A 13,571-nucleotide genomic window follows, 5' to 3' on the forward strand; every position below is an offset into this window, starting at 1 on the left:
CCCGCGCCGTCACGTTAGTGCGCGCGTGGCTAAGCGTTCCGTAAGTCTGCCCACGGAGGGGAGGGCCGAGGTTGGGGAATGTCCGACAAGGACCGAAATAAACAGATCACAGGTTGATAACAGTGCGTCAACTGTGAACGTGAACGACGCGGAAGCAAATCAGGAGTGGGCGCGGTGCGCGGTGCCGTGCGGGTCGCGGCAGTGGGCGGCGTCCGTGGAGCGCTGATCCGTGGAGAGCTGGAGCGTCTCCGGGGAGGCGTGGTCGACCTGGAGCGTGGTGTGGTCGATCGCATAGTGCTCGCGCAGCTCGTGCTCCATGGAGAGCCGGACCGCGTGGCAGTCGAGGTCGTCGCGGACCAGGATGTGGGCGGAGAGCGCCGGGTAGCCGGAGGTGATGGTCCAGATGTGCAGGTCGTGCACCTCGACCACGCCGGGCAGGGAGGCCAGTCGCGCGCCGACGGCGTCCGGGGCCAGGCCTGCCGGGGCGGCCTCCAGGAAGATCCGGCCGGACTCGCGGACCAGGCCGTAGCCCGCCTTGAGCATCAGGCCCGCCACCACCAGCGTCGCCAGGGCGTCGGCGCGGTCGAAGCCGGTGAGCAGCACGACCAGGCCGGCCACGGCCGTGGCGATGAAGGCCCAGGCGTCGTTGAGGATGTGCTGGTAGGCGCCCTCGACATTGAGGCTGGACCGGTTGGCGCGGGAGATCAGCCAGGCCGCGAGGACGTTGACTACGATCCCGACCAGGGCCGTCGCCAGCACCACGCCGCCCTCGACGGCGGGCGGACTGACCAGTCGCCGCACGGCCTGGTAGAGGAAGATCACGGACAGCGCGAGCAGGGTGATGCCGTTGGCCTGGGCGGAGAGGATCTCGGCGCGCTTGAGGCCGAAGGTCAGCGAGCCCTTGGCGGGGCGCGCGGCCAGCCGCATGGCGATCAGCGCCAGCACGATTGAGGCGGCGTCGGTCAGCATATGCCCGGCGTCCGAGACCAGGGCCAGGGAGTGCGCCAGCAGGCCGACGACGACCTCGGCGGCCATGAACGCGCCGATCAGCGCGAGCGCGCCGGTCAGGTAGCGCCGGTCCGCGTCGGCGGACACGCCGTGGCTGTGGCCGTCGTGCGCGTGGGCGTCATGCGCATGCGCCTCGTGCGGGTGGCTCACAGTGGCTCCTCGGTCGGTGGTCTCCACGGGGAACTATACCGGAAGGAATGAACAATCATTCATATCTGGTCTCAGCTGACAGTCGTATCGGCGCTGCCCGTCGCCAGTCGGAGCGCCTCCGGGGCCAGCAGGCCGTCGCCGAGCAGGCCGAGCAGGCGGCTGAGCAGCAGCCCGGCCGGTCCGTCCGGCTGTTCCGCGCCGAGCCAGCCGCTCATCGCGGGGGCCAGCTCCGGCTCGTGGACCAGGACGACCAGCAGTTGGGCCACGAACTCCTGCACCAGGGCGAGCTGCAGCTCCGCGCGGGAGAACTGGCGCGTATCGTCCTGGAGCCAGGTGAGCGCGGTGATCTCGGCGTTGCCGATCCAGGACCGCACCGCCAGGCGGACGCGCGGACTCGGGTCGGGCAGCGCGAGGTGGCTCAGCACCGCGTCCAGCGCGGCCTGGCGGACCTGGTCGATGACGGCGCCCGTGCCGGGGCTCGACGAGGCCGAGCCGCTGCGCATGATCGCGGCGAAGCCGGGCCCGTGCGCGTCGACGAAGTCGAGGTAGCGGCCCATCACCCGGTGCAGCCGCTCCGAGAGCGGTCCGGCCTGCGGCTCGTCGAACAGCCCCGCCAGCTCGCGGCCCGCCCGCCGGGTCGCCTCCTCGTAGAGGGCCTGCTTGCCGGGGAAGTAGTGGTAGACGAGCGGCCGGGAGGTCCCTGCGGCGGCGGCGATGTCGTCGATCGACACCTCTTCGGGCGCGTGGTGCGCGAAGAAGTCGAGTGCGACGGAGATCAGCTGTTCGCGCCGCTGCTCGACGCTGAGCCTGCGGCGCGGCCGGGGTGCGGCCCCCGGTGCGGCGCCTGATGCGGCGGTCATGGGCGTCAGCCTAGCTGGGTGGGGCTGGCGTTCGAGGGCGAACGGGGTGCTCGCCGAGGGGGCGACTCAGCAGGTCGCGAGGAGTTCCGCGAGGGAGACGTCGAACGCCCGGTGCAGGTCCGTGGTGTCGAGGCGGCCGCGCAGGCCGACATGGAGTCGGCCCCGGTAGCTGCTGACGGCAACCGCCAGCGCCTGCCCCCGGGCCAGCGGCGGCAGCGGGTACAGGCCGGTCAGCGTGTGGCCGTCCAGGGTGAACCGGAAGTCCGGCATCGGCACGTTGGTGACCAGCGCGTCGAAGAGCAGCGGTGCGGTCGGGCGCAGCAGCGGGGCGGTGAGGCGGTGCCCCGGGGCGGGCAGCAGCTCGGCCAGCAGCGCCACCGCGCCCGGGCCGCGACGGGGGCCGCGCTGCTTGTGCGCGTCCATCGCCGCGCGCACCCGCTCCAGCCGCCGACGCGGGTCCGGCTCGGTGACCGGGAGGTCGAGCAGGTAGCCGGAGAGCCGGTTGCCGCCGCCCGGCGCGCCGAGCCGCGCCCGCTGGCTGACGGGGACGAGCACGCGGGCGTTCCGGCTCCCCTGGCCGCTCTCGTCGCCGAAGGCGCGCAGCGCGCCCGCGAGCACGGCGAGGACGACGTCGTTGACGGTGCCGCCGTGCGCCTTGCGGATCCGGTGCAGGTCGTCGAGCGGGTAGGAGGGCAGGGCCAGCCCGGGGGCCTCGGACGAGGGACGGATCAGTGCCGACGGGCGGAGCAGGGCGGCCGGCTGGAGCAGGCTGCGCGGGGCGCTTCCGGCGACCGAGAGCAGCGTGTCGCTCGCGATCTCGGCGGCCCGGAGGGTGCGCTTCGCTTCGACGGGGATCGAACGCAGGGCGCGCAGCGCCAGCGGCCCGGTGGGGGCGGCGTGCCGCTCCCGGCCGTTGGGCCTCCTGGTCGTGGCGTCGGGCTTCTCGCGTCCGGCGAACTGGTCGAGCAGCCGGACGCCCACATCGAGCGCCCGCAGGCCGTCGACGGCGGCGTGGTGGACCTTGAGCAGCAGCGAGAAACCGGAACCGCCACCGGGGAGCAGGTTCATCTCCCACGGCGGCGCCTCCCGGGGCACCGGCGCGGCCATCAGCCCGGCGACAGCGCCGTCGGGGTCCTCGTCGTCCTCGGCGGGGGCGTGGGTGACGATGTGCGCGGCGGCGTCGAAGTCCGGCTGCTCCTCCCAGTACGGGCCTTCCAGCGGGTTCCAGGGGGTGCGCACCCGCTGCCGGAGTCGGGGTATCGCCTGGGCACGCTCGGCCAGCACGGCGGCGACGGCGTCCAGGTCGGGGGGACTGGCGTCGGCGGCGCCGTCGAAGTGGGCGAGCGCGCCGATGTGCATCGGTGCGTCAGGGGATTCCAGGCTCCAGAAGGCCGCGTCCAACGGGCTGAGCCTGTTCTCCATGTGTGCCTGTCCTTCCGGTGCATTCGGTCCGGCGATGGCAGTGGTTTCCGGCGAGCTGTCCGGCGATCTCCCTGATCAGTCTCGCCCTCCCATGTTGCGGCCAGGTGAGAGGCTCGCGAAGTTTGGGCTCCGCGAGGGCTCCGCACGGTGGGGCGATGTTTGACTGATGATCTTGTCGGGAACGGACTGGTCATGTCGGGGCGCCCGCGCAGGCCGATGCTGCGGCGGTTGGTGACGCTGGCGCTGTGTGCGGTCGTCGCGTATGTGGTGCTGCTGCAGATCGTTGGGCACGACGCCGACCCGCTGCCGGTGCTCGCCAGGGCCGACGCCGTCTGGCTGGCCCCGGCGCTGCTGGCGTCGGCGGCCGGATCGGTCGGGGCGACGTTCGCGGTCGTCGGCTTCGTCCCGGAGCGGGTGTCGTTCCGGGGAGCGCTGCTCGCGCAGCTGTCGGGATTCTTCGTCAACCTGGCCACGCCCAGCGGGTTGGGCAGCGCGGCGGTCAACACCCGGTTCCTGGCCCGGTCCGGCATCCCGCAGACGCAGGCGCTTGCCAGCGTGGCACTGGGGCAGATCGCCGGGCTGGTGCTGCACCTGCTGCTGATCGTTGGCTTCGGCGCGTATGTGGGCGCCGACTACGCCGCCTCGCTGCCGACCGGGACGACGCTGCTGGTGATCGGGGCGGTGCTGGCGGCCGTCGTCGCCGGCGGGGTCGGCGTGCCGCGGCTGCGGCGCTGGCTGGTGGCGCGGCTGCGTGAGGCCGGGCCGCGGTTCGGGCAACTGCTGCACCAGCCGGGCAAGCTGACGGTCGGCATCCTGGGCCAGCTGGCGGTGACGCTGATGGCCGCCGTCTGCCTGTACTGCTGCGCCCGTGCCTTCGGGCAGGGGCCCGGCTTCGCCGAGGTCACCCTCGCGCAGCTGATCGGCTCGACCGTCGGATCGGCGGTGCCGGTGCCGGGCGGCATCGGGTCGGTGGACACCGCGCTCGCCGTCGCGCTGCGGGTGACCACCGGCACCCCCACGGCCACGTGGGTGCCGGTGGTCCTGGTCTACCGCCTGTGCACGTTCTGGTTGCCGCTGCTGCCGGGGTGGCTGGCCTTCCTCTGGCTGCAGCGGCGTGAGGCGATCTGATCGATCGTCAGCCAGTCCGGTCTCACAGGTCCAGCACCAGCTTGCCGTCCTGGCTGCGGGAGACGCAGATCAGCATCGACTCCGCGCGTTCTTCTACGCTCAGCAGGGCGTCCCGGTGCTCCGGCGTGCCGCCCAGCACCTGAACCTTGCAGGTGCCGCAGAAGCCCTGCTCGCAGCTGTAGGCGACGTCCGGCAGCCGGTCGCGGACGGCGCTGAGCACGCTGCGGTCCGCCGGGACGGTGAGCGTGGCGCCGGTGCGGCGCAGCTCGACCTCGACGGCGTCGCCGTGGGCGGTGTCCTCGGCCGGGTGGAACCGCTCCAGCCGGGCCTCGACGCCGGGGCGCAGTTCGGTGAGGGTGTCGACGACGGCGTCCATCAGCGTCTCGGGCCCGCAGACGTGGACCACCGCGCCGTGTGGCGCCGACTCCAGGGCGGCGGCCAGGTCGGGCAGGCCCTCGGTGTCCGTCGTCACGACGGTGACCCGCTTGTCCGCCTCGGGCAGCGCTTTGATCTCGTCCAGGAACGGCATGGTCTCGGCGGTCCGACCGATGTAGAGCAGCCGCCAGTCGCTGCCGCGCGCCGCGCTCTCGCGCACCATGGGCAGGATCGGGGTGATGCCGATGCCGCCCGCCACGAAGGAGCGCGGCCCCGCGCCCGCGCCGAGCGGGAAGCGGTTGCGGGGGCGGTGCGCCTCCACGGACGCGCCCGCGAGCAGCTTCTCGTGCACCTCGCGGGAGCCGCCCCGGGTGTCCTCGGTGAGCCGGACGCCGATCCGGTAGCCGCTCAGGTCGGCCGGGTCGCCGCAGAGCGAGTACTGGCGCACCAGACCGGACGGCAGCAGCAGGTCCAGGTGCGCGCCGGGTTCCCAGGCAGGTAGGTCGGCGCCGTCGGCGGAGGTGAGCAGCAGCTCGGCCACGCCCTCGGCCGGGGAGCGCCGGTCGGCGACCACCAGCTGCAGCGGCTTCGTCGCCGCCTCCGCCTGCGCGGCGGCGGCCCGTGCGGCGGGCGAACTCTCCAGGTAGGCCAGCGCCTTGGCGGTCGAGCCCTCCTGGGTCGGGTGGTAGCGCCTGCTGAGGTAGCGCGGGACGGCGGAGAAGATCTGCTTCGGCGCGGGCACCAGGTCGGCCTTGGCGGCCCGCACCCAGTCCTTCATCTTCGGCTCCAGCACCCTGCGCTGAGCAGGCGTCAGCTCCGGGTCGTTGGCGATGAAGAACTTCACGCCGCGCACCCAGAGCCAGAACATGGTCGGGAAGACGGTGGTCATCGCCCGCAGCCGACGCGGGTAGCGGCCGTCGACATGTTGGAAGACGTCGAAGGCCACCGAGCGGTGCTCGACCTCCTCCGCGCCGTGCCAGCGCAGCAGGTCGACCATCACCGGGTCGGCCCCGTACCGCTCGAAGCCCCGGGCGTCCAGCACCCACTTGCCGAGCACGGCGGTGAAGTGCTCGATGGCGGCGATGATCGCGACCCGCTCCTTGAGCCACCACCCGGTGGCCGTCGGCGGTGCGGTGTGGTCGCCGAGCAGGTGCTCGAAGAACCAGTCCATCTGCGCGGTGTAGGGGGAGGGGTCGAGCCCCTGCGCGACCAGATGGTCCAGGACGGTGGAGTGCGCCTGCGAGTGCACCGCCTCCTGCCCGATGAACCCGATCATGTCCGCACGCAACTGCGGGTCGCGGACCAGCGGCAGCGCCTGCTTGTAGACGTCGACGAACCACTTCTCGCCGGCGGGCAGCAGCAGGTGCAGCACGTTGATCATGTGGGTGGAGAACGGGTCGTCGGGGACCCAGTGGAGGGGTGTGTCGGTCCAGTCGAAGGTCACTCGGCGCGCCTGCAGCGGCGCGTGCTCGGTGCTGACGGCGAGTTCGGTCACGGGGGTGACTCCTCTCATTCTGGTGGCTAGCGGGGCGTCAGGTCGGCGCGGGCGATGGCGCGCAGGGTGCCGGGGGACAGGCGGGTCAGCGCGCGGCCGATCCGGGCCTCGGCGGCGACCGGGACGACCGGGCGGTTCTCCCGCACCGCGCGCAGCACGGCGTCGGCGACCCGCTCCGGCGGCAGGTTGCGCATCCGGTAGAGGCGGTCCGCCTTGCCGCGCAGCCGCTCCTGCTCGCTGCTGCTGACGCCGACGTAGCGGGTGGCCTTGGCGATGGCGGTGTTGACGAAGCCGGGGCAGACCGCGCTGACGCCGATCCCGTCGTCGGACAGCTCGGCGCGCAGGCACTCGGTGAGCATCAGCACCGCCGCCTTGCTGGTCGCGTAGGCGGACAGCGTGCGCGAGGGCAGATAGGCGGCGGCGGAGGCGATGTTGACGATGTGTCCGCCGTTGCCGTGGTCCTTCATCATCGCGCCGAACAGACGGCAGCCGTGGACCACGCCCATCAGGTTGACGCCGAGCACCGCGTCCCAGTCGGAGGTCTGGGTGTCCAGGAACGCGCCGCCGAGGCCGATGCCCGCGTTGTTGACCACGATGTCCGGTGCGCCGTGCTCTTCGGCGACGGCCTTGGCGAAGGCCTCCATGGCCGCCGGGTCGGAGACGTCGACGGCGTACGAGCCGGTACGCGGGGCGCCCAGCAGGGCGGCCAGGTGGGCGGTGCGGGCGGCGGAGTCCGCGTTGAGGTCGGCGGCGATCACCGCCGCACCGGCCTCGGCGAAGGCCAGCGCGGTGGCCCGGCCGATGCCGCTGCCCGCGCCGGTGACGATGACCAGCTTCCCGGCGTGCTCCTTCTGCTCCCCGTCCTGCTGGGGCCTGTTGACCTCGGCGCGCTGGAGCGCGGGCGCGGTCGGGCCGCCCTCGATGTGGGTGACGAACTCGTCGATCCAGTTGGCCAGCACCGCGTCGTGGGTCAGCGGCGCCCAGTGTCCGGCGCGCAGCGGGCGACGCCAGAGCCGGTCGACGTAGGGCTGCGGGGCCTGACCGGCCATGGACGGGGTGACGTAGAGGTCCTTCTGCGGCAGCACCACCTGCACCGGGATCTCGGTGGGCCGGTGCCGGGGACGGGTCAGCCGGGGGATCATGTTGGCCCGGTAAAGCGCCAGTCCGCGCACCGCGTCGGTGGGGAAGGTCGGCGCGCCGCTGCCGCGCGGCACGCCCTCGATCGCGTGCAGCAGCGCGGGCCAGGCCTTGACCATCGCCGTGCGCCACAGCAGCGGGGGCAGCAGCGGCAGATGGAAGTAGCCGATGTACCAGGAGTGCACGCTCTGCCAGGCCAGTTGGCCCAGCGCACGCGGGCTCGGCCGCCGCAGCTTGCTGCGGAACCACTGGCCGACATGGTCCAGGCACGGGCCGGAAACGGAGGTGAAGGAGGCGATCCGGTCCGCCAGCGCGGTGCCGGTGACCGACTCCCAGGACTGGGTCGAGCCCCAGTCGTGCCCGACCAGGTGCACCGGCCGCTCCGGGCTGACCTGCTGCAGCACCGCGCCGAGGTCGGCTTCGAGCGTGGCGAGCGTGTAGGAGGCGATCCGGCGCGGCGCGTCCGAGGCGCCCGCGCCGCGTACGTCGTAGGCGACGACGTGGTGCCGCTCGGCCAGCTGCTCGGCGATCGGCCGCCAGACGACGTGGCTGTCCGGGTAGCCGTGCACCAGGACGACGGTGGTGTCGGCGGAGCGCTCGCCCCACTCGAAGACGGCGAGCCGGACCCCGTCCGGTGCGGTCACGAAGCTCTGCTGCTCCTGCATGCGCTGTTCCTCTTTCATACCGCGTGCACCTCGGCGTTCTCCCCGGCGTTCTGCTCGGCGTTCTCCCCAGCGGCGGACCGAGTGGCCCAGGTGCGGACGTGCGGCAGGTCGTCGTCGAGCCAGTAGGCGTCGTCCTCGGTGACGACGAGCAACTCCTCGAACTTGGCGCCGATGCCGCGCAGGCCCAGGTGCGGCTCGACGGCCCACAGGCCGGCGGTCGGGGCGTGGGCGGAGGACTTGCCGTCGGCCCAGAGCGGCGAGCGGTGCTGGATCCGCTCGGCGACCAGCTCCCGGCCGAGCGTCTGCAGGCTGCGGATGCCGAACCCGGCGACGACGGTGCGCGGTCCGCGCGCCTTGAGCCGGGTGACCTGGTGCGCCAACACCCGGCCCGGGTAGACGCGGTGGCGGTTCTCGTAGCCGTGCTTGGCGATCAGCGTGTCCACGGCGAGGTAGATCTCGTTGAGCGGCTTGCGCTCGCGCACCTGGGCGAGGATCAGCTCCCGGTACTCCTTCAGGTCGTCCAGGATCTGCTGCTGCACCCGGTTTCCGCCGAGGCTGCCGGCGTAGCCGATGTCGGCGGTGTAGCCCTGGGCGACGGGTGCGCAGTCGAGGATGAAGGGCATGCCCTCCTCAAGCCGTCGGTCGGTCGGGAAGAACTGGAGCGGCGTGCGGAACCGGTGGAAGGTCGTACGGTCGCCGAACCAGGCGAACGGGACGTGGAACCAGTCGTCCGCGCCGTTCTCCTCCAGCCAGCGGCGCATCCGCTGAGCCGCCTGCTTCTCGGTGACGCCCGGTTCGAGGCCCTCCGCCACGGTCTGCGCGCAGCGGTAGGCGAGCTGTTGGACAGCGCGGAAGCGCTCCAGATCCCCCGGCTCCCAGGCCGGCTGCTTATTAGACATGTTGTCAACATACTGCCGAGTCACCTCCGTGCAACAGGTGTCGACACCGAGTTTTCCGGCGCGCTTCGCGGCGTTCTTCCTGCGTGGTGTCCGGTCGGCTACCCGGCCAACTACCCGGGCGCAAAGCGGGGCGAAAACCGGGATGGAAAGCGGGGCGAAAACCGGGTCGCCCCCGGACGCTGGGGTGGCTAGGTTTCCTTGCATGAGCGACACCGCCCGTCCCCTCCTCGCCGCGCTCACGGGAGCCGGCGTCTCCACCGACTCCGGCCTGCGTGACTACCGCGGCCCGCAGGGGCTGTGGCGCGACGACCCCGGCAACCAGCGGCTGGTCACCATCGACAGCTATCTCGCCGATCCCGAGGTCCGCGCCCGCAGCTGGCAGATGCGCCTCAAGACCGGCGTCCTCGACGTACAGCCCAACGCGGCCCACCACGCCTTCGCCGCCTACGAGCGCGCCGGTCTGCCGCTGCGCGTGCTGACGCAGAACGTCGACGGCCTGCACCAGCTCGGCGGCGTCAGCCCGCGCAAGGTCCTGGAGCTGCACGGCACCGCCCGCTGCACCCAGTGCGTCAGCTGCCACGCGCGCGGCGACATGGCCGTGGCCCTCGACCGCGTCCGCGCGGGCGAGGCCGACCCGCCCTGCACGGTCTGCGGCGGTGTGCTCAAGTCCGCGACGGTCTTCTTCGGCGAGCACCTCGACCCGCAGGTCCTCGGCGAGGCCCGCGCCATCGCCGCCGCCTGCGACGTGCTGCTCGCCGTCGGCACGACGCTGCAGGTCCACCCGGCGGCCGGGCTCGTCGACGTGGCCCTCGCGGGCGGTGCCCGCATCGTCGTCGTCAACGCCGACCCGACGCCCTACGACGACGCGGCGGCGGAGGTCATCCGCGAGCCGATCGGCACTGCCGTCCCGGCACTGCTCCGCCGCCTCGCGAAGGAGGCGGGCGCGGAGTGGCCGGAGCGGCCGGAGTGACCGGCTCCGCGGGCACCCCGCTGGCCAGGAAGCTGCGGATCAAGCCCGGCCACCGCGTCGTGCTGAGGCACGCCCCGGCGGGCTGGGCGCTCCCCGACCTGCCGGACGGCGTTCGGGTGGGCACCGGGCAGGCGGCCGTCGCCGACGCGGACGTCGTGCTCGCCTTCTTCCGGTCGGCCGACGAACTGCGGCACGACGCCACGGGCCTGGTGGACGCGCTGCAGCCGGCGTCGTGTCTCTGGGTGCTCTGGCCGCGCCGCGCGGCAGGGCACACCAGCGACCTGACGGACCGTCTGCTGCGCGAGGTGCTGCTGCCGTTGGGTGTGGTGGACGTCAAGGTCGCGGCGGTCGGGGAGGACTGGTCCGGGCTGGCGTTCGTGTGGCGGAGGGAGAACCGGCCGTCCTGAGTCGGTCGGTTGCCTCGGCCTGCTGCGGCCTTCTGTGGCCATGGCCGCCTTACGCGGCCTTACGCGGACCGGACCTTGAGCGCGCGCACGTCGCGGACGGCGAGCATGGCGACCGTGCAAGCGAGGATCACCGCCGCCGCGCTCAGCAGCGTGGCGTGCACGCCGATCGCCGCGCTGAGCGGGCCCACGGTGGCCTGGGCCAGCGGGATGGCCATGAACGAGCCGAGTGCGTCGTAGGAGTAGACGCGGGCCAGTCGGTCCTCGGGGATCTCCTGCTGGAGCGAGGTCTCCCAGGCGATGCCGAACTGCTCGACGGCCACTCCCGCAAGGAAGTTCATCCCCGCGAGGCCCGCCACGGGCATGCCCAGCGCGAGGCCGGAGGGCAGCAGCGCCTCGGCGGCCATGCAGGAGACGCCGACCAACAGCAGGCGCTGCGGCCGGATCCGCAGCCCGATCACGCCGCCGACCAGCATGCCCAAGGTCTGGGCGGACAGCACCAGCCCCCAACCGCCGCTGCCGAAGGACCTGCTGGCGATCGTCGGGCCCAGCACCTGCACCGTGCCCGAGAACGCGGCGTTGAGGAACCCGAAGGCGGCCACGATCACCCAGACCCAGCGTCGTGCGACGAACTCCCGCCAGCCGTCGTGAAGTTCACGGAACATGCCGCGGCGTACGGGTGAGGTGGCCGTTTCGGGCATCGGGCTGGTGCGGACGCGGAAGAAGCAGAGACCCGACAGGGCGAAGCTCGTCGCGTCGATGGCCAGGCCCCAGCCGGGACCGGCCGCGGCCACCACCGCGCCGCCGAGCGCGGCACCGCCGATCACCGCGCTGTTGGCGCCCATACGGTTGATCGCGTTCGCCTGCCGCCGCTCCTCCACGGGCACGGTCTGCGGCAGCAGAGCGGCGGACGCGGGCAGGGCGAAGGCGGCGAAGGTGCCGTTGCAGGCGGAGAGGACGAGCAGCAGCGGGATCGTCGCGCGGTGGGTGAGGACCAGTACCGCCAGCGTGCCCTGGCTCGCGGCGCTCAGCACACTCGACCCGACCAGTACCAGCCGACGCGGCATCCGGTCGGCCAGGACTCCACCGAAGAGCAGGAACACCACGTTGAAGAGCGAGCGGGTGGCCACCACCAGCCCGAGCTCCGTCACCGACCCGGTGATCCGGAGCACCGCGAACGCCAGCGCGATCGGCGCGACGCCGTTGCCCAGCATGTTGGTGGCCCGGCCAAGGGCCAGGCGGCGGAACGAGGCATGGCGCAGCGGAGCGAGAGGGTTCGACACCCGGTCTCCCTATCGGTCGGGCGGATCGTCGGTCAACGGAATATCGACCGCACACGACTCGCCGAGCGCCGCCCCGGAAGTACCCTGCAACAAAACGTTGACGTGACAGTCCTGGCATCGATAGCGTCGCGTCAACAAACTGTTGATGAGTTCTTCGGGTCATTCAGTCGTTCCGGCACTCAGCTGTTCGGGTCACACAGGCGAAGGGGCAGTCATGGCTGCGCGCACCACGTTCTCCACCACGCTGCGCGAGGGCGTCGAGGCCTCCCTCGCCGAGGTCGACGCCGACCTTGCCGCCCGCTACCCGGGCGACCCGGGCACGCGGCAGCCGGTCCACACCGTTTACGTCCCCGCCGACGCGCTTGCCGACCAGGGTGTCGGCGACCTGGTCCGCAGCTGGGGTCGCCAGGCGCTCGACCTGCTCGACGCGCACGCCCCCGACGCTGCCGCGCTCGCCGCCGTCGTCGGCCAGACCGACGCCGCGCTCGCCGCCGACGTCCACGACCGGGTCCGCGCCAAGCTGGAGCGGGAGCCGATCGAGGACCTGCGCATCGACTTCGAGGACGGCTACGGCCCGCGCCCCGACGCCGAGGAGGACGCCGCCGCGGAGCGCGCCGCGCGCCTCGTCGCCGAGGCCGTCGCCGACGGCAGCGCGCCGCCGTTCGTCGGGATCCGGATGAAGTGCATGGAATCCGCCGTCCGGACGCGGGGGATCCGGACGCTGGACCTCTTCCTCACCGGCCTGCTCGACGCCGGGAAAGGCACGCTGCCCGAGGAGCTCGTGCTGACGCTGCCCAAGGTCACCTATCCGCAGCAGGTCACCGCCATGGCGCGGCTGGTCGAGGGCTTCGAGCAGGCGAGCGGCCTCCCGGCCGGCCGGATCGGCTTCGAGATCCAGATCGAGACCACCCAGGCCATCCTCGGCGCCGACGGCCGCGCGACGGTGGCCCGGATGATCGAGGCCGCCGAGGGCCGCGCTACCAGCCTTCACTACGGCACCTTCGACTACAGCGCGTCGTGCGGCGTCAGCGCGGCCTACCAGAGCATGGAGCACCCGGCCGCCGACCACGCCAAGGCCGTGATGCAGGTCGCGGCGGCGGGCACGGGCGTGCGACTGTCCGACGGTTCGACCAACGTCATCCCGACCGGCCCGACCGAGCAGGTCCACGCGGCCTGGAAGCTGCACCACCGGCTGGTCCGCCGTTCGCTGGAGCGCGCCTACTACCAGGGGTGGGACATGCACCCCGGCCACCTGCCCACCCGCTATGCGGCGGTCTACGCCTTCTACCGCGAGGGCCTGGACTCGGCCGCCGCGCGCCTGGCGGCGTATGTCGCCCGCGCGGGCGGTGATGTGATGGACGAGCCGGCCACGGCGAAGGCGCTCAGCGGCTACCTGCTCCGCGGTCTGGACTGCGGCGCGGTCGACGCGGCGGAGGTCGAGAAGGCCGCCGGTCTGGACCGCGCGGCGCTCGACGCGCTCGCCGGACGTTGAGGGCTGCGCTGATTTGGAGGACCGGCAGGTCGTGCCGTAACGTTCTCCGGGTTGCCCCGCTGAGCGGGGCGGCAAACCTCCCCCAGAGAATCGGAAATCCGATTGACGGGGACTGCGAAATCGGGACTGAAAAGTTCTGATAGAGTAGAAAACGAAGGAAGCGCCCGGAGAAACCCGAAAGGGAATTCGAAGGAAGCGTCCGTTCCTTGAGAACTCAACAGCGTGCCAAAAGTCAACGCCAGTTACTTTTGAGAACAAATTTTCAGCGAGGACGCTGTGCACG

At 72.4% G+C, this 13,571-nt stretch carries 11 protein-coding genes and 1 pseudogene; 4 read left to right on the plus strand and 8 right to left on the minus strand.

The genetic code is table 11. The annotated features are described in order from the left end of the window. Positions 1–159: 159 nt before the first annotated feature. The 3 genes from ABH928_RS30260 to ABH928_RS30270 form a co-directional block, all read right to left on the minus strand. Entirely contained in the window at positions 160–1,158 is a 999-nt protein-coding gene (locus ABH928_RS30260) for a cation diffusion facilitator family transporter (RefSeq protein ID WP_370071829.1), read from the minus strand. 71 nt (positions 1,159–1,229) lie between these two features. Next, the gene (locus ABH928_RS30265; RefSeq protein ID WP_370071830.1) at positions 1,230–2,018 is read right to left on the minus strand and encodes a TetR/AcrR family transcriptional regulator; all 789 of its coding nucleotides are present in this window, start codon (positions 2,016–2,018) and stop codon (positions 1,230–1,232) included. 66 nt (positions 2,019–2,084) lie between these two features. Beyond that, positions 2,085–3,440 carry a wax ester/triacylglycerol synthase family O-acyltransferase gene (locus ABH928_RS30270; RefSeq protein ID WP_370071831.1) on the minus strand — a complete coding sequence of 452 codons (1,356 nt, stop codon included), beginning with the start codon at positions 3,438–3,440 and terminating at the stop codon, positions 2,085–2,087. 192 nt (positions 3,441–3,632) lie between these two features. Here ABH928_RS30270 and ABH928_RS30275 point away from each other — a divergent pair, with 192 nt between their 5' ends. Further along, entirely contained in the window at positions 3,633–4,568 is a 936-nt protein-coding gene (locus tag ABH928_RS30275; protein WP_370071832.1) for a YbhN family protein, read from the plus strand. Positions 4,569–4,590: 22 nt separating this feature from the next. On the opposite strand, the gene ABH928_RS30280 is transcribed toward ABH928_RS30275, so the two are convergent. From ABH928_RS30280 to ABH928_RS30295, 4 genes and pseudogenes are all read right to left on the minus strand, one after another. Continuing rightward, the gene (locus ABH928_RS30280; RefSeq protein WP_370071845.1) at positions 4,591–5,166 is read right to left on the minus strand and encodes a flavin reductase family protein; all 576 of its coding nucleotides are present in this window, start codon (positions 5,164–5,166) and stop codon (positions 4,591–4,593) included. A 369-nt stretch (positions 5,167–5,535) separates the two neighbouring features. Continuing rightward, positions 5,536–6,456: pseudogene (locus tag ABH928_RS30285) on the minus strand (metal-dependent hydrolase); the annotation flags it as partial. An 8-nt stretch (positions 6,457–6,464) separates the two neighbouring features. Then, the gene (locus ABH928_RS30290) at positions 6,465–8,258 is read right to left on the minus strand and encodes an SDR family oxidoreductase (RefSeq protein ID WP_370071833.1); all 1,794 of its coding nucleotides are present in this window, start codon (positions 8,256–8,258) and stop codon (positions 6,465–6,467) included. After that, complete coding sequence (locus ABH928_RS30295) at positions 8,255–9,139, minus strand: M24 family metallopeptidase (RefSeq protein ID WP_370071834.1); 885 nt, start codon at positions 9,137–9,139, stop codon at positions 8,255–8,257. The genes ABH928_RS30290 and ABH928_RS30295 overlap by 4 nt, the downstream gene beginning before the upstream one ends. A 202-nt stretch (positions 9,140–9,341) precedes the next feature. On the opposite strand from ABH928_RS30295, the gene ABH928_RS30300 reads away from it, so the two are divergent. Together ABH928_RS30300 and ABH928_RS30305 are read left to right on the plus strand one after the other, a co-directional pair. Then, positions 9,342–10,109: an NAD-dependent deacetylase gene (locus tag ABH928_RS30300; protein ID WP_370071835.1), complete on the plus strand. Its 768-nt coding sequence runs from the start codon at positions 9,342–9,344 to the stop codon at positions 10,107–10,109. Beyond that, complete coding sequence (locus tag ABH928_RS30305; protein ID WP_370071836.1) at positions 10,106–10,516, plus strand: DUF3052 domain-containing protein; 411 nt, start codon at positions 10,106–10,108, stop codon at positions 10,514–10,516. The genes ABH928_RS30300 and ABH928_RS30305 overlap by 4 nt, the downstream gene beginning before the upstream one ends. Before the next feature lie 59 nt (positions 10,517–10,575). Here the strand turns inward: ABH928_RS30305 and ABH928_RS30310 are convergent, their stop codons facing one another. Then, positions 10,576–11,796, minus strand: a complete 1,221-nt coding sequence (locus ABH928_RS30310) for an MFS transporter (RefSeq protein ID WP_370071837.1) — start codon at positions 11,794–11,796, stop codon at positions 10,576–10,578. A 214-nt stretch (positions 11,797–12,010) separates the two neighbouring features. Here ABH928_RS30310 and ABH928_RS30315 point away from each other — a divergent pair, with 214 nt between their 5' ends. Next, complete coding sequence (locus tag ABH928_RS30315) at positions 12,011–13,288, plus strand: aldolase (protein WP_370071838.1); 1,278 nt, start codon at positions 12,011–12,013, stop codon at positions 13,286–13,288. Positions 13,289–13,571: the final 283 nt, after the last annotated feature.

Source organism: Streptacidiphilus sp. MAP5-3 (assembly GCF_041262505.1).
In the GTDB taxonomy this organism is placed as follows: domain Bacteria; phylum Actinomycetota; class Actinomycetes; order Streptomycetales; family Streptomycetaceae; genus Streptacidiphilus.

Excerpts from the sequence above, each read along its gene's own strand:
- ABH928_RS30265 (WP_370071830.1), bottom strand. The coding sequence starts at position 2,018 with ATGACCGCCGCATCAGGCGCCGCACCGGGGGCCGCACCCCGGCCGCGC.
- ABH928_RS30270 (WP_370071831.1), bottom strand. The coding sequence starts at position 3,440 with ATGGAGAACAGGCTCAGCCCGTTGGACGCGGCCTTCTGGAGCCTGGAA.
- ABH928_RS30275 (WP_370071832.1), top strand. The coding sequence starts at position 3,633 with ATGTCGGGGCGCCCGCGCAGGCCGATGCTGCGGCGGTTGGTGACGCTG.
- ABH928_RS30280 (WP_370071845.1), bottom strand. The coding sequence starts at position 5,166 with ATGGTGCGCGAGAGCGCGGCGCGCGGCAGCGACTGGCGGCTGCTCTAC.
- ABH928_RS30290 (WP_370071833.1), bottom strand. The coding sequence starts at position 8,258 with ATGAAAGAGGAACAGCGCATGCAGGAGCAGCAGAGCTTCGTGACCGCA.
- ABH928_RS30295 (WP_370071834.1), bottom strand. The coding sequence starts at position 9,139 with ATGTCTAATAAGCAGCCGGCCTGGGAGCCGGGGGATCTGGAGCGCTTC.
- ABH928_RS30300 (WP_370071835.1), top strand. The coding sequence starts at position 9,342 with ATGAGCGACACCGCCCGTCCCCTCCTCGCCGCGCTCACGGGAGCCGGC.
- ABH928_RS30315 (WP_370071838.1), top strand. The coding sequence starts at position 12,011 with ATGGCTGCGCGCACCACGTTCTCCACCACGCTGCGCGAGGGCGTCGAG.